The 19,038-nt window shown below is 45.8% G+C and carries 18 protein-coding genes; 16 read left to right on the top strand and 2 right to left on the bottom strand.

From position 1 onward, the window contains the following. Positions 1 to 28: 28 nt before the first annotated feature. The 11 genes from GCU39_RS09200 to GCU39_RS09150 all read left to right on the top strand — a co-directional run bounded on the left by GCU39_RS09200 (position 29) and on the right by GCU39_RS09150 (position 11,094). Positions 29 to 736: a response regulator transcription factor gene (locus tag GCU39_RS09200; protein WP_152393239.1), complete on the top strand. Its 708-nt coding sequence runs from the start codon at positions 29 to 31 to the stop codon at positions 734 to 736. Then, the gene (locus tag GCU39_RS09195; protein ID WP_227793508.1) at positions 733 to 2,130 is read left to right on the top strand and encodes a sensor histidine kinase; all 1,398 of its coding nucleotides are present in this window, start codon (positions 733 to 735) and stop codon (positions 2,128 to 2,130) included. The genes GCU39_RS09200 and GCU39_RS09195 overlap by 4 nt, the downstream gene beginning before the upstream one ends. Before the next feature lie 81 nt (positions 2,131 to 2,211). Then, positions 2,212 to 2,739 carry a hypothetical protein gene (locus tag GCU39_RS09190; RefSeq protein WP_152393238.1) on the top strand — a complete coding sequence of 176 codons (528 nt, stop codon included), beginning with the start codon at positions 2,212 to 2,214 and terminating at the stop codon, positions 2,737 to 2,739. Between the two features lie 51 nt (positions 2,740 to 2,790). Next, on the top strand, positions 2,791 to 3,927 hold the full coding sequence (ftsW, locus tag GCU39_RS09185; RefSeq protein WP_152393237.1) for a putative lipid II flippase FtsW: 1,137 nt from the start codon (positions 2,791 to 2,793) through the stop codon (positions 3,925 to 3,927). A gap of 18 nt (positions 3,928 to 3,945) precedes the next feature. Beyond that, positions 3,946 to 5,079, top strand: a complete 1,134-nt coding sequence (locus GCU39_RS09180; protein ID WP_407671656.1) for an FtsW/RodA/SpoVE family cell cycle protein — start codon at positions 3,946 to 3,948, stop codon at positions 5,077 to 5,079. Between the two features lie 172 nt (positions 5,080 to 5,251). Continuing rightward, a complete protein-coding gene (locus GCU39_RS09175; protein WP_152393235.1) occupies positions 5,252 to 5,734 on the top strand; it encodes a DUF6530 family protein in 483 nt (160 codons plus the stop codon). Then, positions 5,734 to 6,873 carry an AAA family ATPase gene (locus GCU39_RS09170; protein WP_152393234.1) on the top strand — a complete coding sequence of 380 codons (1,140 nt, stop codon included), beginning with the start codon at positions 5,734 to 5,736 and terminating at the stop codon, positions 6,871 to 6,873. Before GCU39_RS09175 ends, GCU39_RS09170 begins: the two co-directional genes overlap by 1 nt. A 134-nt stretch (positions 6,874 to 7,007) precedes the next feature. After that, complete coding sequence (locus tag GCU39_RS09165) at positions 7,008 to 7,967, top strand: vWA domain-containing protein (protein WP_152393233.1); 960 nt, start codon at positions 7,008 to 7,010, stop codon at positions 7,965 to 7,967. Between the two features lie 340 nt (positions 7,968 to 8,307). Continuing rightward, entirely contained in the window at positions 8,308 to 9,804 is a 1,497-nt protein-coding gene (locus GCU39_RS09160; protein WP_152393232.1) for an ATP-binding cassette domain-containing protein, read from the top strand. Between the two features lie 103 nt (positions 9,805 to 9,907). Next, complete coding sequence (locus GCU39_RS09155) at positions 9,908 to 10,699, top strand: methyltransferase domain-containing protein (RefSeq protein ID WP_152393231.1); 792 nt, start codon at positions 9,908 to 9,910, stop codon at positions 10,697 to 10,699. Beyond that, positions 10,684 to 11,094: an immunity 22 family protein gene (locus tag GCU39_RS09150; RefSeq protein WP_152393230.1), complete on the top strand. Its 411-nt coding sequence runs from the start codon at positions 10,684 to 10,686 to the stop codon at positions 11,092 to 11,094. Before GCU39_RS09155 ends, GCU39_RS09150 begins: the two co-directional genes overlap by 16 nt. Positions 11,095 to 11,177: 83 nt before the next feature. Here the strand turns inward: GCU39_RS09150 and GCU39_RS09145 are convergent, their stop codons facing one another. Continuing rightward, a complete protein-coding gene (locus GCU39_RS09145) occupies positions 11,178 to 11,993 on the bottom strand; it encodes a MerR family transcriptional regulator (RefSeq protein ID WP_152393229.1) in 816 nt (271 codons plus the stop codon). Between the two features lie 85 nt (positions 11,994 to 12,078). Between GCU39_RS09145 and GCU39_RS09140 the strand changes: the two genes are divergently transcribed. The 5 genes from GCU39_RS09140 (at position 12,079) to GCU39_RS09120 (ending at position 17,699) form a co-directional block, all read left to right on the top strand. Beyond that, entirely contained in the window at positions 12,079 to 13,326 is a 1,248-nt protein-coding gene (locus GCU39_RS09140) for an agmatine deiminase family protein (RefSeq protein ID WP_152393228.1), read from the top strand. Between the two features lie 113 nt (positions 13,327 to 13,439). Then, positions 13,440 to 13,835, top strand: a complete 396-nt coding sequence (locus GCU39_RS09135) for a VOC family protein (RefSeq protein WP_152393227.1) — start codon at positions 13,440 to 13,442, stop codon at positions 13,833 to 13,835. Between the two features lie 179 nt (positions 13,836 to 14,014). After that, entirely contained in the window at positions 14,015 to 15,442 is a 1,428-nt protein-coding gene (locus GCU39_RS09130; RefSeq protein WP_152393226.1) for a PAS domain S-box protein, read from the top strand. Positions 15,443 to 15,479: 37 nt separating this feature from the next. Further along, positions 15,480 to 16,610 carry an NAD(P)/FAD-dependent oxidoreductase gene (locus GCU39_RS09125; RefSeq protein ID WP_152393225.1) on the top strand — a complete coding sequence of 377 codons (1,131 nt, stop codon included), beginning with the start codon at positions 15,480 to 15,482 and terminating at the stop codon, positions 16,608 to 16,610. An 81-nt stretch (positions 16,611 to 16,691) separates the two neighbouring features. Continuing rightward, entirely contained in the window at positions 16,692 to 17,699 is a 1,008-nt protein-coding gene (locus GCU39_RS09120) for a phosphotransferase (RefSeq protein ID WP_152393224.1), read from the top strand. Between the two features lie 66 nt (positions 17,700 to 17,765). Here GCU39_RS09120 and GCU39_RS09115 read toward each other — a convergent pair. After that, a protein-coding gene (locus GCU39_RS09115; RefSeq protein WP_152397154.1) for an IS3 family transposase occupies positions 17,766 to 18,913 on the bottom strand; the annotation gives its coding sequence in 2 pieces (ribosomal slippage) (positions 17,766 to 18,655 and positions 18,655 to 18,913; 1,149 coding nt in all). Positions 18,914 to 19,038 lie beyond the last annotated feature (125 nt).

Here is a 19,038-nt window from a genome sequence, read left to right as displayed (position 1 = left end):
GAGATGGGAATGGGACAGGAGGGATCTTATGAATACATCGAAGATGAATCAAGTTCTTGTCGTAGAAGATGACTCGAATATTAGACGATTTGTAACGATTAATTTAATCAATCATGAATTTGAGGTGCATGAGGCTTCTACGGGAGAAGCAGCAATACAGAGCTTTGAATCGGTCAGACCCGATATTGTCGTATTGGACATTATGCTGCCGGATATCGATGGATATGAAGTATGTCGAAGATTACGGGAGATTGATCCTAGTATCGTCATCTTGTTCCTTACGGCACGTGGTCAAGATCTGGATAAGATCAAGGGATTGGAAATGGGGGCGGACGATTATATCGTCAAACCGTTCAACCCGCTGGAGCTGGTAGCCCGAATTAAGGCGATCATGCGTCGCATGCAGTTAACTGCGCAGCCCCAGAGGCAAGTGCTTCAAGCCGGACCGATCCGAATTGATATGATTGCGAACAAGCTGTACAAACATGATATCGCGATTGAGACGACGCCGAAGGAATTCCACATGATCAAAGCTTTTCTCGAACATCCGGATACGGCATTATCCCGAGACGAATTGTTGAATCTCGTCTGGGGGGATGATTATATGGGTGATCCGAAGACGGTCGATGTTCACGTCCGCAAACTGAGAGAGAAGATCGAAGACGATGGTTCCAAGCCGTATTGGATCGAGACCGTATGGGGACTCGGATATCGATTTAGGAAGGAAGGTCCATGAACTTGAGTATTCAGCGAAGATTAGTTGGCAGCTATCTCTTAGTAACATGTATTACCGTGCTGATCTTAGAAATTTTCCTCATGGTCGTGGTGAATTATTACTACCAACATAATGTCGAGCGGATTCTTATGAATCAAGGGGAACTATCCGCTTCTTTTTTTCAACAATATTTTGCAGATGAGGACCTCGCGGAGCAATCGGAGCGACTGTTACGTGGGTTCGCGCAAAATTCCGGTGCACAAGTCCAGATCATCTCGACTTCAGGGGAGCTTCTTCAAGACTCCACAGGATTACCGAGTTCTATATCCATGGTCTCATCTCAAGATGTACGAGACGCATCGCAAGGCATCGTCGGTCATTGGAAGGGTAGAGATCCTGTTACGGAGGAACCCATCCTGGCTGTCTCATACCCCCTCGTTGCTCAGGATAACACCGTTGGCATCGTGCGATTCGCCACTTCTTTGACTGAGACGAATCGTACTGTGAACCAGATCATGATCCTTCTTATGGTCATCGGAATCATCGTCATTGCTATGGTAGCGCTGCTTAGCTTGTTCTTGTCGCGTACAATTACGAAGTCCGTCAAAGATCTGAAACGCGCGGCGGATCGCATGACTGAAGGGGATTTCACAGCAAGAGCGCATATACGATATCGCGATGAACTGGGTTCGCTTGCGAAGACACTGAATATGATGGCCTCCAAAGTCGTTCAGAATGAGAAACTCAAAAATGATTTCATATCCTCCGTATCCCATGAGCTAAGAACGCCTCTAACCTCGATCAAAGGTTGGGTCATTACGCTGAAATCCAATGGTAGAGGGAGTAATCCGCTCCTTCATGAAGGCCTTGATATTATTGAATCGGAAAGTGATCGGTTAACGGAAATGGTCGACGAATTGCTGGATTTTGCAAAATTGGACAACGGTAGACTGACGCTTCATCGGATCCCTGTTCAAGTATCTGAATTGTTACACCAAATCGGAAAGCAGCTTGCTCCAAGGGCTGAACGACAGAAGATAGCGTTCGAGATCGAAGTTCATGAGCGATTACCGGGTATCACAGCAGATCTGAATCGGTTGAAGCAGGTGATGATTAATCTGATTGATAATGCGCTCAAATTTACGGAGCCCTATGGACGTATACGCGTTGAGGCAGAGCCCGCGCCGGGAGGCATCCTCATTCGCGTTCAAGATACGGGGGCGGGAATCGGGGAAGAGGAATTGTCGAATGTATTCAATAAGTTCTATAAAGTTGATCAGCATGCATCCGGTAGCGGTCTCGGACTATCGATATCGGAACAAATTGTTAAGTTGCATCACGGAGAAATAACGATGACGAGTCAATTGGGTGAAGGCACAACCGTTCAAATCTTCTTGCCTTCCGAAGTCTCTTGAAAATTTAACGATTTCATAACCACTTTCTTCGTCTGCACAGATAGAATAGGTCATAACAGTAACAAGAGGAGTCAGATCAAAATGCTCAACAAGCTCACACGATTAGGGTGCATGTTTACTGTCGTATCATGGATTGGAGGTTGCAGCGTTCCCTCGATGCCCGCTGATTTAATCAAGCCGCCGTTAAAGAGTGAAGATGCGAACCAAGACACAACAAAACAAGAACTACTCCGCTTACTACCCCATGAAGCGCAAGTGCAATCCCCCATCCAAGCGAAGCAAGGCAATGACATCTCCTATGGGGATCTGGATGGAGACGGGATTAATGAAGCGGTCGTGGTGTACGAGAAGCCTGGAACGAAAGGCAAAGCACTACAAGCTGTAGTGTTTAAACATCATCAGGAAGGGTGGAGCATCCTTTCGGAATTGAAAGGCTTCGGTTATGGTCTGGAATATGCCGAGTTTCCCGATCTTAATCATGATGGACAAGCTGAACTCGTATTAAGCTGGTCCTTAGGAGCGGCAGGCCAAGGGTTGGATGTCTACACATGGATCGACAACACACTGAAGCTATTGTCCAAGCAGGAGTATGAGGATCATCTGAACTAGTAACTTCTTCATAATAGTCGCATCATTGCGTAAGGATAAGGTGGTGTAATATTGAGCGGTACATCCAGAGGCCGCCCCGATTTTCTGCTTCTTTTCGTAACGATGACGCTTGTAGGATTCGGTTTGCTGATGATATTCAGCGCAAGCGCGCCAATCGCAATGATCAAACACAATAGTCCGTGGCACTATGCATCGAAGCAAGGCATATTTGCGCTCATCGGATTATTTGTGATGTTCTTTTTCATGAATATCCCTTATTTTTGGTGGAAAAAAGCAGCACCAATCCTGCTCTTGTGCGCTCTGTTCATGCTAACACTCGTCTTGATTTTCGGTACAAATATTAACGGCGCTAGACGCTGGTTCGTGCTTGGCGGGTTCAATCTACAGCCAGCAGAGTTCACGAAGCTTGCCTTAATCGTCTACTTGTCATCCATGATCAGCAGGAAAGAGGAACGTATACGTGATTTCAAAAAAGGGCTTTTCCCACTTTTCATAACGGTTGGCATCTTATTGTTACTTATCATGAAACAACCTGATTTTGGCACCGTGCTCATTTTATTCTGCATAGCGGGAACGATGATATTCATTGGTGGCGTTAATCTTCGTCATATTGCGCTACTAAGTCTAGGTTTAATCCCATTATTTATTTATCTGGCTGTGAGTAAGAGTTATCGTCTTGTCCGCATCATCTCATTCGTGAATCCAATCGATCATTCGCAAGGTGCGGGATATCAATTGATCCAATCGCTGTATGCGCTGGGTCATGGGCATATAACAGGGACTGGCCTTGGCAAAAGCGTGCAAAAATTATTTTATTTGCCGGAGGCACATACCGATTTTATATTCGCTGTGATCGGTGAAGAATTTGGGTTTTTGGGTTCATTAGTATTTCTCCTTGTCTTCTTTCTATTCCTCTGGCGTGGGCTCAAGGCGGCTCTGAAGTGTGACAATCCATTGGAGATGATGCTCGGTATGGGCATTGTCATCATGATAGGCATTCAATTCTTCCTTAATATTGGTGCTGTAACGGGGAGTCTGCCGATCACCGGAGTCCCGCTGCCTTTTATCAGTTATGGCGGTTCGTCCTTAATCTTGTGCTTGGCAAGTACAGGCATATTATTAAGTATTTCTAGGGATAACCATCGAAGACGTCTAGTAAGTGATGAACGTTCAACCCAGAACAAATAGAGGTATTAGGTGGTTGTTATGCATAAAATTAAGAATCTAGATACATTCACAATGATCGTTATGGCAGGTCTCGTCGCGATTGGAACAGTAGCCATTTATGGGGCAACGACAGAGACCAATTTAGAAGGCTTGCAAGTAAGTAATATTGTGATGTTCGCGGCTTTCTGCGTTCCGATGCTTGCGCTAGCCCTACTAGACTATAAGGTTTTCGTCGGTAAACTATCCTACATTCTCTACGGACTAGGCATCGTTATGCTTCTGTTGGTGAAATTTACTGGGGAGAATATCAACGGTGCTGTGCGTTGGTTAAGTATAGGGTCTTTCAACCTCCAGCCATCGGAACCAGCCAAAATATTTACAATCTTGTTAATTGCGCATTTATTAAGTAAGCGTGAGGGAGAGAAGCTCCGAGTGATTCAAGATTTGATCCCGATTGGTCTTGTATTCCTCATCCCAACGATCCTCATCATGCAGCAGCCGGATTTAGGGACATCACTCGTGTTCGTAGGTGTCCTCTTAAGTATGCTATGGATGGGGAACATCCGCTTATCTTATATGATATTGTTTGTCAGCAGCGTGATTATTGTCATCGGTACGATATTATGGCTCTATTATGCGAACTTCGAATTGTTATCCAAAATTGTGGAGCCGCATCAGATGTCGAGAATACAGACCTTCTTGGACCCAACCTCTGATCCAGACAAATCATGGCATGTTAAAAATGCGATGAATGCGATTGGGTCTGGCGGCATGAATGGCAGTGATGGCGCGTATTTGCGGAAAGGATTCATTCCCTACGCGTATTCCGATTCGATCTTTGTTGTAGTCGGTGAGGAATATGGGTTTATCGGTGCGTCGATCCTGCTGCTGCTCTATTTTCTACTCATGTATCGACTGGTTCAGATCGTCATACAGAGTAGAGATTTAGCTGGCGCTTATCTGGTCATTGGGTTAATTGGCATGTTTGTATTTCAAATTTTCGTCAACATTGGCATGCATATTGGTCTTGTTCCGTTAACTGGCATATCGCTGCCATTTATTAGCTATGGGGGCAGCTCCATGCTGAGTAATATGATGGCTATCGGGCTTGCGTTAAGTGTCAAAGTCCATAAGCATGAGATTGATCTGGCAGTAGATATTACATCAAAATGATCATTTATTCGCCTCGAAAGTCCGCATCTATTGCGGGCTTTTTTGTCGTTATCGGATGGTAATAACTGTTCGATTTCAAGTAACTATTTACAATAAATCATAAAATGTCTATTATATAGATAAACAATATAACAATATGTTTGCTAAACAACACTTGAAAAGAGGAGTAACAATGAACTCACCTGAGATGAAGAACCATAAGCCAGTTATTATTGCTGACGATTACGGGAAGGTGGATGGACGATTCGCATTTAGCAGTGACGTACAACGCCTATCACTTGGGTTGTCAACACTTCCTGGTGCAGATCAGTCCATGATCTCCGCCTCGATATGCCGTAACTCAGAAGGACAACCATCCAGCAACATGGAGGAAATACCGCTTCATCGCATACTGGACTTATCGATTTTGGTCTGCAGCGCTCTGACACATTTCAGCGAAGCTTACCGTTACGAACATTTGTATGATCCGGAGAACCCAATCATCGACCGAATCGGTCTGCAAGGGAATGCGATGAACGTGTCTGTCTGCACGGATAACAAAGAAATTCGGAAGGATATTCAGTTGTTCGACAAATCCTTAAGCGACAATGGCGAGATGATCGGTGAACGACTGCGAGCTTTATCAAGACTATTATTAGAAATGGGATATGATTGATGAAAAACAATGCGAAAGAATATGAATATGAACTTGAACACTATGTATTGTCACCAGCGAGGGAATTAACGGCTGAAGAGATGAAGCTTGTCTGGAACAGGTCAGCCTCGCATAAAGTTAGTGAGGTTGAGCGGCGCGTAAGCAGCGAAGTGAAGCGCAATTGGAATCGCGGCGAGATGAAGATTGCCAATATTCTACTCGAAGGAGATGCTGGTTCAGGCAAGACGCAGCTCGCAAAAGCATTGTCCGCGAACTTCAGACTGCCATATACCAAAGTAACCTGCTTTGCGGACATGGATAAATCGGATATCATCGGTGCGATTTTACCCGTCTTATCGAAAGATCAGATGAATGCGTTAGATGTGGAAGACCAAACGGCTCTGCGCGCATTGTACGCGAGTGATGGCTTCCAAAGTTCGGCGGAGATATTAATGGGTGCACTGGGGATATCGCAGGAATTGGCTTCCGCCAAAATGAGGCAGTTACTGAGTCTGGCATCGGAACAGGCGAGTGACGAGACGGTCGAATATCGATTCTACCCATCGGAGATCGTGAGAGCTTTCCGTGAAGGCTATCTATTGGAAATACAAGAGCCGAATGTCATTCGGGACGCCGCCGTATTAATGGCATTAAATTCTGCATTGGAACTGGATGGAAGCATTAATCTGCCTACGGACATCGTCCATCGGCATTCGGATTTCATCGCCGTGATCACCGCGAATCGCAGTTATGCAGGCTCAAGGCCTTTGAACGAGGCGCTGCGTGACAGGGTTCAACATACAGAGAAGATGGACCTGCCGAGCAAAGCGATTATGGTTGAGCGCGCAATGGCCAAGACCGGATTCAAGGATCAAGAGGTGTTAGAAGCTCTCGCTGATACAATTATTCTCTTGGATAAAACGGCACGGGCGAATGCAATTAAAGGTGTAGCCGGCATGCGATCTTATTTCTTCTGGGCCGATGCCGTTGCACGAGGTGCTTCTGCAAGAGAATCCATGTATCACAAAGTGATCTACAAGATCACAACCGATTCCGATGAGATTAAGTTACTGGAAGATGCGTTGACAGATCATGGTTCGCTCGAGCGCTTAGATCAGCTCTCGCCGGAAGCAAAAAAAAAACTTCATGTGACGCTATAGAGATCACGACGGAAGACATTCAGGGGATTCCGGACACGTCTTCGGACCACCAAACCGAGGAAGAAGGGATTCGGTTCAAAAAGTCCACTGACAGCGAAGATAGCTCGTCCGTCAGCTCGGAAGAGTCTGAGGAGATGGAACGTGCGGATCCAGGTGATAGCGGTTCACCGGTATACCACACGGCCAATCCCGAACCGCTATCGGAGGAAGAGAAGCAACAGGAGCGGGACTTCCGCAAGAAGCTGAATCGTTACGCGAGGGATACCGTGTCCGAATCTATCCATCAGGGCGTTAAACTTATTGTTCATCGGCCTGAATTCAATTCCGAACATCATGAGGAATACATTCGACTCAGTCAGGGACTCATGCCCATAGTTAGTGAGATTGCAAGACAAACGCTGCCACTCCTTGAACACGAGGTCAGCGCAGAATTCACGAAGAACCGATACGATGGATCTAAGTTTCAGGCGGATAGTGTGGTTTACCGCGATTTCAGGTATTTCTCTAAAAAACGTCCCCCAACGGAATCACCCGGTCTCGTAGTCGGTCTCCGCGTGGATGAATCCGGCTCTATGGCGGCCTTCGGAAGACTGGAGGCAGCGAAACGAGCGGTCATTGCGGTCTATGAATTTTGCCAAATCTGTCAGATTCCTATTCTCATCTATGGGGATACAGCGGATGTCTCCCGCTTGGAGCAGATGTCTATCTTCGCTTATGCCGATTCAGAAAAAGTGGATTCCCGGGATCGGTTCAGACTGATGGGCATTCGCGCCCGAAGCAACAACCGAGATGGTATGGCGCTTCGCATTATGGCAGAGCGGTTGGCGGCTTCACCCAAATCAACGAAGCTATTAATCAGCATCAGTGACGGACAGCCGAAAGCCATGGAAGACTATACCGGCGGCCTTGCGATCTCAGATATGCAGCAGACGATCGCTGAGTATGAGCGTAAGGGGATCACATTCCTCGCAGCAGCCATCGGTCAAGATAAAGCCGTCATCAGTCAAATCTATGGCGGGGAGCGATTTCTGGATATTACGAATCTGAACGAGCTTCCAGCCCAATTGGTCCGCGTCATTTCTCGTTATTTATGACATGGAAGGTTAAGTCATATTGACAACATGTGGAACCGAATGCTAAATTATACCTAACTTATTCGAACGGAGGGTGAACGCAGTGAGCTATTGTTTATTTACGATCCAAGCAAAATACATCATAAATAAACAAGAAGCTGCTATCACCTACAATATGAATCGCATGCGCTAGAATCATGGTATGGATGTTTAACTTTACCGTGCATCCTTGCTCTTCGAAGGAGATGCTTCTGTTTATTGACAGGAGCATCTTTTTTTGTTGCACAAAAACGGGGGGTGATGCACATGAGCAAAAAATAATTCAGAGCAAAATCAGATCAATACGAAATGAGGAATCCAAATGATAGAAATGAACCATATTACAATTCGAACAAAAGACAACCGGACCTTAATTCAAGATTTTCATCTAAGTATTATGAGCGGGGATAAGTTCGCTATCATCGGAGAAGAGGGAAATGGAAAAAGTACGTTATTGAAATTCATTTACGATGAACAATTAATATCGGATTACTGCCACGTTGAGGGTAATGTTATGAAATCCGGTTATGTACTAGGATTCCTGTCACAGGAACTTACGGACGAAGAAAAAGAGATGAGCATAACTGAATTTTTTACCGAGAATAACTGGAACAAGACACTGCTAAAAGCCATGGACGATTTAGATGTCGAATCGCTGATATCAGACAAAAAAATGGGCGTTATGTCGGGCGGCGAACGGTTTAGATATCGCTTTTTACAACTTCTGGCTAGAAATCCGGATGTGCTGCTGCTGGATGAACCCACCAATGATTTGGATATTCGGACCATGGAGTGGCTAGAAGGATTTATTCAACAGACCTCGTTACCTGTCCTGCTCGTATCGCATGATGAGACGTTTATTGCGAATACGGCAAACGGTATTATTCATATGGAACTCACCAAACGTAAACAAGTTCCAAGATATACATTTTCAAGGGAACCGTATGAGACATATCTTATCAATCGAACGAATCTATTAGCCAAACAAGAACAGATTGCGAAGAAGCAAGCTTCCAACCATCAAAAGCAAATGAATAAATGGCATGATGTCTGGAACAAAGCAGAGCATCAGCATCAGCATGTGGCTAGGACCGATCCTAGACTGCAGAAGAAAATTAAATCATTAAAGAATCAGAAAAAGCGTATGGAGCAAGAGTCTGCTGCATTCCAGGAACGACCCAGAGTTGAAGAGGCCAGTGAATTCCGGTTTGATCCTGCGGTACGCGTGCACAAAAGCAAAGTGATTCTCGATTTCGCATTAGATACGCTGCAAATTGCTAATCAACCGTTAGCGAAAAACATCCATCTAACCATCACAGGTCCGGAAAAAGTAGCGATCATTGGGGAAAATGGGGTCGGGAAGACGACTTTATTGAAAAAAGTGAAGGATGCTCTAGATGAGCGATCGTCATTAAAGATTGGGTATATGCCCCAAAATTATGAAGACCTATTGGATCTCACAGTAACACCTATCGAGTTTTTAGCAACAACAGGAGATAAAGAAGCGAAGACAAAAGTTTTCAACCATTTGGGCAGTATGAAATTTACGAGCGATGAAATGCAACAAAAAATAGGAGAATTAAGCGGAGGGCAAAAAGCAAAATTGTTATTGTTAAAAATGATATGGGAACGTTGCGAAATATTGATACTGGATGAGCCAACTAGAAACTTTAGCCCTCTGACTACGCCTGAACTGTGTCGTGCATTACTGGCTTACGAGGGTGCGATTATTAGTATTTCACATGATCGACGTTATCTAAATGAGGTGGCAACGACTGTGTATGAACTTACGCATGAAGGATTGATTAAGATGAGATAAGTTCATGTCAGAATGAGCGATCAAGCGATAGCACATTGACAAGTCAAACTAATTATAGATATCATAGATATACAAGATCTATAATGGATAGGAGATAGATGGAATGTCTAGTGAGATTACACCAAATGTCATGAACCAAGAAGATTATATCGATACATTGCATCATCACATCAAGTTAGATGATGGAATATTGTCTTTGTTGCATCCGGAGTCAGGTGAGCGGATCCTGGATGTAGGCTGCGGGAATGGAGACTTGCTAGCCAAGATTGCAGCAGCAGGTGCAGTGCCAACAGGGATTGACATGTCAGAGGCAGTGGTACAACGCGCAAGGCAGAAGTATCCTGAGCTGGATATCCAAGTCGCAGACGCGGCTCAATATCGGTCAGAGCTTCCGTATGATGCGGTCTTCTCCCATGCAACGCTGCACTGGATCCAGGATGCGGAACGCGTTACTCGTTCCATTTGGTTAGCCTTACGAGAAGGCGGCCGTTTCGTGACCGAATTCGCTGGCAGAGGCAATGTTGCCGCATTAACCACTGCCATTCAGCAAGCACTTCTCTCCCATGGGTACACATGGGAAGGACGCAATCCATGGTATCATCCTTCACTTGGCGAATACACGAGCCTACTTGAACGGAATGGCTTCCGCGTGTTGTTCGCTCAGCATGTCGATAAGCCAACACCGTTCAAGAGAGAGGGAGGGATTCGGATCTGGCTCGACGCGTTCAACGATTACTTCTTCCACGATGTTAGCGCCGCGGACAAATCATCGATCTACGATGCCATCGAATCACAGCTGAAGCCATATTTATTTCAAGATGGGCAATGGCACATCGATACTAGCCGATTACGTATCGTAGCGATCAAGGAGCTTATACCATGCAACATCTTGTAACGATCTGGGGGGCTAACCTCAACTCTGAAGAAGAATTAGAAGCTTTCGTAGGGACCGTGTACGATGATGATGGAGATGCACAGCCTTCCGCATTTCTAGCAAGCACTGGGTGTTCCTCAATCGATGAAGACTTTCTAGAGATTCATTTTGTACAGCATGAGGAAGATCGATTGGCCTTTGTGTCTTATTTGCGACAGGATTATTCCGCGGACGAGTCGTTCTACGAGCATCTGCCTACATCCATCGGGGAGACCCTTCGAGCTTACAATTCGATTATCCTCGTATACAGTAATGATTCACCCTATGGATCCATGAATGAGGAGTTGTTCCAGATTACAGCATTGCCGGAAGATGGTGCTGCCATTCTACTCGCAAGTGTTGTTTACGAGACTTGATGGCAAACGCATTGCACAAAAAAGCCTTACGTCGTAAGGCTTTTTTTTGGTATATGTATTTTTCTAGCTTATGAGCTGCTTCGTTATAAGACAGCAACGCTGATTTTCGTTACATATTGTTCTTCGCTCGCAGCATATAAGGAGTTGTGAATGAGATACTCCTCATAAGCATCGCTACAAGTCGTTAAGCTCTGACGTTCTAGATAGCTTAACAATATGGGGTATGCCGATGGAATGCTCGAATAAGATCCTTGATAATACAAGACGGCATACCGACCAGCAGGTTTGATGGAAGTGGCAGCTGGGCTAACGTCGTGTATATACAATCGATCGACCCGGCCGTACTTGCCCTGCAGCAGGTCATCCCGTGCTACGATTGAACCGATGAGGGTAGGGCTCTTACACCCCGTCTTTTCCATAAATCGATCGTAATAGGTGAACCACTCTTCAACCGATGTATCACCATCCGACTCATTTTGTTCGCTGAGCAAGATTTGTTCTTCCGCTTGTTCTTGCAGAATGACTTCATTCAGTGGCACATGCTTGATTTCTTCTGAGATATCGACCATCCTCCGTAGCATCCGTTGAATGTTCTGCAGCTTCAAAATTTCTTGCTCTACGATCATGAGCTGATCTTGCGCCAAATCGCCAAGTCGCTCTACGGAAGGCGAGCTAAAATAATGCTTCAGCTCCTTGATCGGGACTTGGAGCTCCCGCAAATACTGCAGCGCCCAGAAGGTATCTAGCTGCGGCGTCGTATAGTAGCGATAGCCGTTGTCGCTCACACCCGCAGGGCGGAACAAGTTAATTCGATCGTAGTAGAACAACGTGTCCTTTTTAATGCCGAAATATTTGGCGAACTCTCCGCTGGAGTATGTTTTCATATGTTGTCTTTCCAATATTATTCTCCCCTTTACTATGGAGTAAGTCCATACTTTACACTACATTCAGTCAAGTAAATCATAATTGAAGGAGAAATGAAAGATGGAGCAGTTCAGAACTGTTGGAGAATTTGAACGTCAGGAGTCGGTGCTTCTCATATGGCCTATCACACCTTTCGCCACCACAAGATTAAACAATGATCGTATAAGCGTAGAAGTCGTAGAAGCGCTGCTGGGGGAGGTAGAAGTGATCGTCTGTTGTTATGATGCTGACGTCGAATCCAGAGCAAGGGAAGCTCTATCACAGCGCGGTATAGATCTTACCAAGATTCGATTCATTCAGTATCCGAGCGAAATCGTCTATCCTCGAGACTTCGGGGCGGAGATCATGATTGGCAATCAAGGAAATCGTACCCGAGTCGATTTTCGATTCGATTTTTATGGTTATGGCACGGAAGACGACGAATTCTCCCGTGTCCTTCGCCGATTCGGGCAATTCCATGCGGATCAGGTCGGAATTCAGAATACGATCCATTCGACACTGATCAGCGAGGGAGGAGACCGTGAGTTCAATGGTAAGGGCATCATGATGGCGATTCGTGAGACTGAGGTGGACAAACGCAATCCAGATAAAACCCTAGATGAGGTGGAGGCAGAGTTCAAACGCGTCTTCCATCTAGACCAGGTCATCTGGCTGCCACAAGGCTCCTATGATGACGAGCATTCTCACTCCGGCGCCATCCCATCGGCTGACGGGAGCTTCAATTCCTATCGTTCCGCAACCGCGAATGGACACATTGATGAGATCTGCCGGTTCACGGATGAGCATACCATCGTCATTGCGCAAGTCAGCGATCAGGAGGCTGCTGAGAGTAAGCTGCATGCGTTGAACAAAGATCGGCTCGATCGCGCGTATGAAGTTGTTCGCAGTGCCAAGAATCATGAAGGCAAACCGTTTCGGATCTTAACCATGCCTGTACCTGAGCCGATCTATATTGATCTAACGCCAGAGGATGATGCTTATGCCTTATGGAGCTGGTGCGAAGAGGCCGATGGATTGTTCGCAGACGGTTCGCCCATTCCTAAGCCGCCAGTGAATGTCATGCCAGCACTGAGTTATTGCAACTTCCTCATCGCGAATGATGTCGTATTGGCGCAGAAATATTACGAAGAGGGGATGCCGGAACGTATCAAGCACAAGGATGATGAGGCTTTGCGTGTCCTTCAAGATGCTTTTCCTGGCAAACGAATCGTCCAGATCCATACACTCGCATTAAATATCTATGGCGGGGGCATTCATTGTCACACGCGGAACATTCCGGTTGCTTATCCAATGGATTCACATAACTAAACCATGATGGATTCTGATCGAAAGGATTTTACAGGCAAATCTCGAATTAAACTCTTACTATCCTGTAACACTCGAACAATTGATAAGCAATGAATAAAGGAGACGGTGGACACGTGAAGAGTTTAGGAACGATGAATGTGGATTATATCACGCTGTTTGTTGAGGATTTTCAGAAGGTGAAGGCATTCTATCAGGAAGTATTCGGACTCCAAGCTGTATATGAAGACGAGGTTTCGTCGGTGTTTCAATTCAGGAATATCAGCGTGAACCTGTTGGATATATCCGAGTCACATGAATTGATGAACCCGGGTACTGTTGCAACACGTGAATCCGGATCCCGGTTCCTGTTTACGATTCAAGTTGATCATGTCGATGTGGTCTGTGATGAATTGAAGAAACGCGGGGTTGTTCTACTTAATGGTCCGATCGACCGTCCTTGGGGTGTACGAACCGCTTCGTTCGTCGATCCGGCAGGACATGCCTGGGAGATTGCGACACAACTGGCATAAGGAAGAGTATAAGCAATGAACCCGTTCGCTCCGATTACCGCCTTATAGTCAAGGCGGTTTTCTTTTGCTCAAATATGAATATAAAAATAATTGGATTGGATATAAATGGAACAGGAAGCCGTCGAATCTTTGTCGAATGTAATAGGTAATTCGGCATAGGTTGAGGAGTGAAGAGGAGAATGGGTACACGATTGGATGATCTCTTGCAATTCGCGCAGCATGACTTGAAAGAGACATTGTTGGAACAACAAGGGATGACATTTAAATACAAGAAAGAAAACGGTCGTTATATTCATACTTTCTGTGCAGGTCAGCTATTATCTAAATTTGGCATAAATCCTCGACTTATCATCGGCAGGGAACTTAAGGATTTCCTCCCAGCAACGGTGGCGATACACAAGGAACCGTACTACGCTGCTGCATGGGAAGGACGGGAGGATATCTTCTATGAAGGAGAATATGACGGCATACATTATATCGCGTCCCTGCGGCCGATTCGCAAATTAGGTCAAGTTGTGGAAGTCATCGCATCGTGTATCGATATCACGGAACGGAAGAAGGCGGAGCAAGAGCTCCGAGAGACCAAAGAATTGCTGGAATCCCTCATCGAGAATTCGGTGGATGGCATCTGCATTACGGATACACAAGGGAGGATCATGCGGGTAAACGAAGCATTCAAGCTGATCTACGGATGGAGTGATGTTGATCTTATCGGATCACAAGCATCCATCTTTCCGAAATCGATCATCTATGATGTCGAAACGATATGCAGACAACTGCAGTCGGGCAAAAAAGCCATGCAATTTGAGACGACCATACGACGGCAGCAAGGGGATGAGATTCATGTTGCCTTGTCCGTGTCGCCAATTCGTGATGCAGATGGTCATGTGGTTGCTATGACTTGCATTGCAAGAGATATTACTGAGCGTAAGCGAGCGGAAGATTTCTATCGCAGAGCGGATAAACTGAACGTTGTCGGGCAACTCGCTGCAGGACTTGCCCATGAGATTCGTAATCCATTAACCTCATTGCGGGGCTTTCTACAATTACTTCAGACCGATCCGATCGGAAAAGCTAGATTTTTCAACATCCTAATCTCCGAAGTCGATCGCATTAATACGATCGTCAATGAACTGTTGCAAGTCGCTAAGCCACATGAGATCACCTTCCAATACTGCAGCATGGAGACGATTCTGCAGCATGTCGTTAATCTGTTGGAGGCGCAAGCGTCGCTTAACGATATCCAAATTCATTTAGACGTAGAAGGGCGATTGCCTTATATCATGGCTTCCGAGTTGGAAATGAAGCAAATCTTTGTGAACCTCTTAAAGAATGCAATGGAAGCGATGCCACAAGGCGGAAATATACATATTAAAGCTGTATACCAGACGGACCATATTCTCATTCGCTTCGTCGATCAAGGCATAGGCATGGATGAGCAGTGTCTTCAGCGGCTTGCGGAACCTTTTTTCACGACCAAAGAGAAGGGGATGGGCCTTGGTCTCATGATGTGCTATAAAATTATAGAAGAGCATAAAGGGCGAATCGATATTAGCAGCTTGGTTGGACAAGGGACCACGATTGACATCCGGCTGCCTGCGGTATAAGCTTCATTCGAGTGAAGAATCGGAAAGGAATGCATGCATGAAGAAAGTCATCATCGTCGGTGCCGGAATTCTTGGGGCGTCCACCGCATACGCGTTAGCAAAAATGGGGGCGGAAGTTCTCATCGTAGATCGTCAAGATCAAGGTCAAGCGACAGATGCCGCAGCAGGTATCATCTGTCCGTGGGTGTCCCAACGTCGAAATCAAGCATGGTACAGACTCGCGAAGGCTGGTGCGCGCTATTATCCTGAGCTCGTACAAGAGCTCATGAATGAGGGAGAGACGGAGACAGGTTATGCGCAGGTCGGCGCATTGTGTATCCATGAGGAATGGGAGAAAATTAGCAAGATCGAGGAGCGGGCTCGGGTACGCAAAGCGGATGCACCTGAAATCGGCGATATTGTTCTGCTTCGCGACGACGAGACGCGGGAGCGATTTCCGCTACTCGCAGAAGGGTATCATGCCGTCCATATTAGCGGCGCAGCGCGGGTGGATGGTCGTGCGCTCCGTGATGCGCTGATCCGATCCGCTGTTCGGAATGGTGCTTCCCTGATCCATGGGGATGCGCAACTTCTGTACCAATTAAACCGTGTTAGGGGTGTATCCGTGGGTGAACAGCGCTACTCAGCCGATCTCGTGGTTATCTGCGCTGGTGCATGGGCGACTCCATTGCTGTACCCGCTCGGGATTCATTTCAAAGTAGGTTATCAAAAAGCGCAAATTATGCATTTAAAGGTATCAGATCAATATGACACGGGCAGTTGGCCACTCGTAATGCCGCCAACGGATCAATATATGCTCGCGTTCGAGAATCAGAAAATCGTTATCGGGGCCACACATGAAGATGATATCGAAGGCTACGATACACGAGTAACGGCCGGAGGCATGCAGGAAATTCTGAATAAAGGGTTGAAGCTGGCCCCCAAACTGGCAATGAGTACGTTACAAGAAGTTCGGGTCGGATTTAGACCCTTTACACCAGGGTTTCTACCAGTCATCGGCGCTGTTCCTGACTGGGAAGGTCTCATCACAGCGAATGGTCTGGGGGCATCTGGGCTAACCGTCGGACCTTATCTTGGGAGCCAGTTAGCCAAGATAGCACTCGACATGGAACTGGACATCGATCTGAATGATTATGATCTTAGACAAGCGATGGATGTAGATCAATAACTTTTTATACCTATTTTTTCTCTTGTACATCCTAGCAAAATCGAACATGATGATCTTAAACCATAACAAGGGAGAATCATCATGTACACGCAACCGATTGCCTTACGTTCGGTGTTAGATCCGAATTATTTGAAATATTGTCTAAGCGATCAATATGACGTAGGAGATTGGCAGGAATGCACGTATTGGCTGCGAGGATTGAATGATACGTATCGCTTACGCACTTCATGCGGTGATTACATACTCCGCATCTATCGGCAAGCGGTTGACGAATCAGATGTAGCTTACGAGTTATCTTTATTACTTCAACTACGTAATGTATTGGGAGCGGGGACCACACAGGTATCCGAACCCATCGCGCAAAAAGATAATACCTTCTACTCTGTGATTCATGCGCCTGAAGGTGAGAGAGTTGTTGTCTTATTCCGTTATTTGTATGGCAGCGAGAATCTCCTTCATGACGAAAATTCATGTTACGCGTTCGGAAGGTCTGCGGCTGAATTGCATACCGCGATGGACCAAGTGAACATGCAAAGCACCAGAATCAATCTGGATACCGATTTCCTTATCCGCAGACCCTTAGAACGTATCATAAGTTATATTGGAGAGAATCACGAATCCACGTCATTTCTTCGCTTGTTTGCCAATGCGTTAATCGAGCGTATTTCCGAAACGGCAAGTCAAGGTCTGGATTGGGGCATTTGCCACGGCGATATGCATGGCAATAATAATGCCTTTCAAGAAGGCGATACGTTTACGCATTATGATTTTGAATGGTCGGCCCTAGGCTGGCGCGCTTATGATTTGGCACAAGTGCGGGGCAGAAAACGTCAACGGACGGAGCGAAAAGACGAGCTGTGGCAAGCGTTCATGGCAGGCTATCGATCGATTAGAGAATTCTCCGAACAAGACGAATCAGCCATTGAGCTGTTCCTCATGGCACGCAGGTTCTGGGTCATGGGGCTTGACGTCGCCTTTGTCCCGAATGATACAGGCGCGCTGGATTTCTTAGAAGATTGGCTTCAGGACTTCGTTCAAGAATTCCGAGACTATCATCTGGTAACCAGTGAAGACATCGCATGTGGTTAGTGAACATCAAAAGGCACCCGTAGTTGGTCATATCCCCGTCAAGTAGACAGCTAAAAAAGCCATAAATTAAGCGGCGATCGCTTTCCTGTATTCAACAGGGGAGAGGTCGCCTAATTTTTTCTGAAACCGCTCATGGTTGTAATAAGCAATATATTCAGTGATCAAACGTTCAGCTTCAGAGGCACCGTTTGGCTTCACCAAATGAAGCTTTTCTGCCTTTAGATGCGAGAAGAACGACTCAACGCACGCATTATCAAAGCAGTTCCCACGTCTAGAATGGCTGCCAACAAGCTTCTGATCTGCAAGGAGCTTTGCATACGTCTTTGTCGTGTATTGAAACCCTTGATCAGAGTGCAGGATCGCTTTTGGTGTATTCAGTTGTTTTACGGTGTCCAGAACAAGTTCTAGGTCATTTCGTTCTCCCAACCTCCAAGTCAAAATCTCATTGTTGTAGAGGTCTAAAACAACTGAAAGATAGAGGAAGCCATGTCCAACGCGAACATAGGTTATGTCGGTTACTAGTTTGAGCTTAGCTGCGGCTGAAGTGAATTCCCGGTTTAATACATTCTGGAACAACACAGAAGGCTTTCTGCCTGCGAAAGGCCGTTTCTTACGTATGACAGACTGGATTCCTAATTCTCGCATGAGTCGTCGCACCTTCTTGTGGTTAACATATAGCCCTTCCTTTCGTAGTGCTGTGCGCATGCGAAAATAACCGTAGTAAGGCCGAATACGGTGAATCGCTAGAATATGCTCTTTAATTACCGTATTCTCATCCATACGTGTTTTCCGGGACTCGTAAGTGGCTAACCATTTATAGTAGCCAGAACGGGAAACCTCAGCAATCTTACACAGTAATTTAATAGGAAAATCGGTTTTCATTTCTCGAATGGACTCGAACCGGACTTGCTTATCCAACTTTCCTCCCCATGTAGATTTGGATTGAGCTTTTTTAGATATTCCACCTGTGCTTTCAAATAACTAATCTCTTCTTCAACTGATCTGAAGCGCTTCTTACTCCATCTCCCTCGAAGATCCTTAAACGTTTCCCCACGCTCAGATTTCTTTACCCAATTCTGAATTTGACTCTTACTCTTGATACTCAGCTTATTCATAATCATGGAATAACTCCAGTGTTCCTCAAGACGTAGTCTAACAGCCTCCTGCTTAGTTGTTTCGTCATAACGATTGAATGTCTGTCCCTTTTTCGCCATGAAAAAATCCCCTCCGGTCAACAGTGTTGAATTCATCATAACATGAACTCTTTTTTTACTGTCTACCGTAAGGGGATAATACCATATTTGGGTGCTTTTTTGATGATTGTCAAGATATTTTCTCC

The sequence above is a fragment of the Paenibacillus guangzhouensis genome, from assembly GCF_009363075.1.
Lineage (GTDB): Bacteria > Bacillota > Bacilli > Paenibacillales > Paenibacillaceae > Paenibacillus_K > Paenibacillus_K guangzhouensis.
Note: the sequence above shows the minus strand (reverse complement) of the source record. Positions and strands in the feature narration are given on the sequence as shown.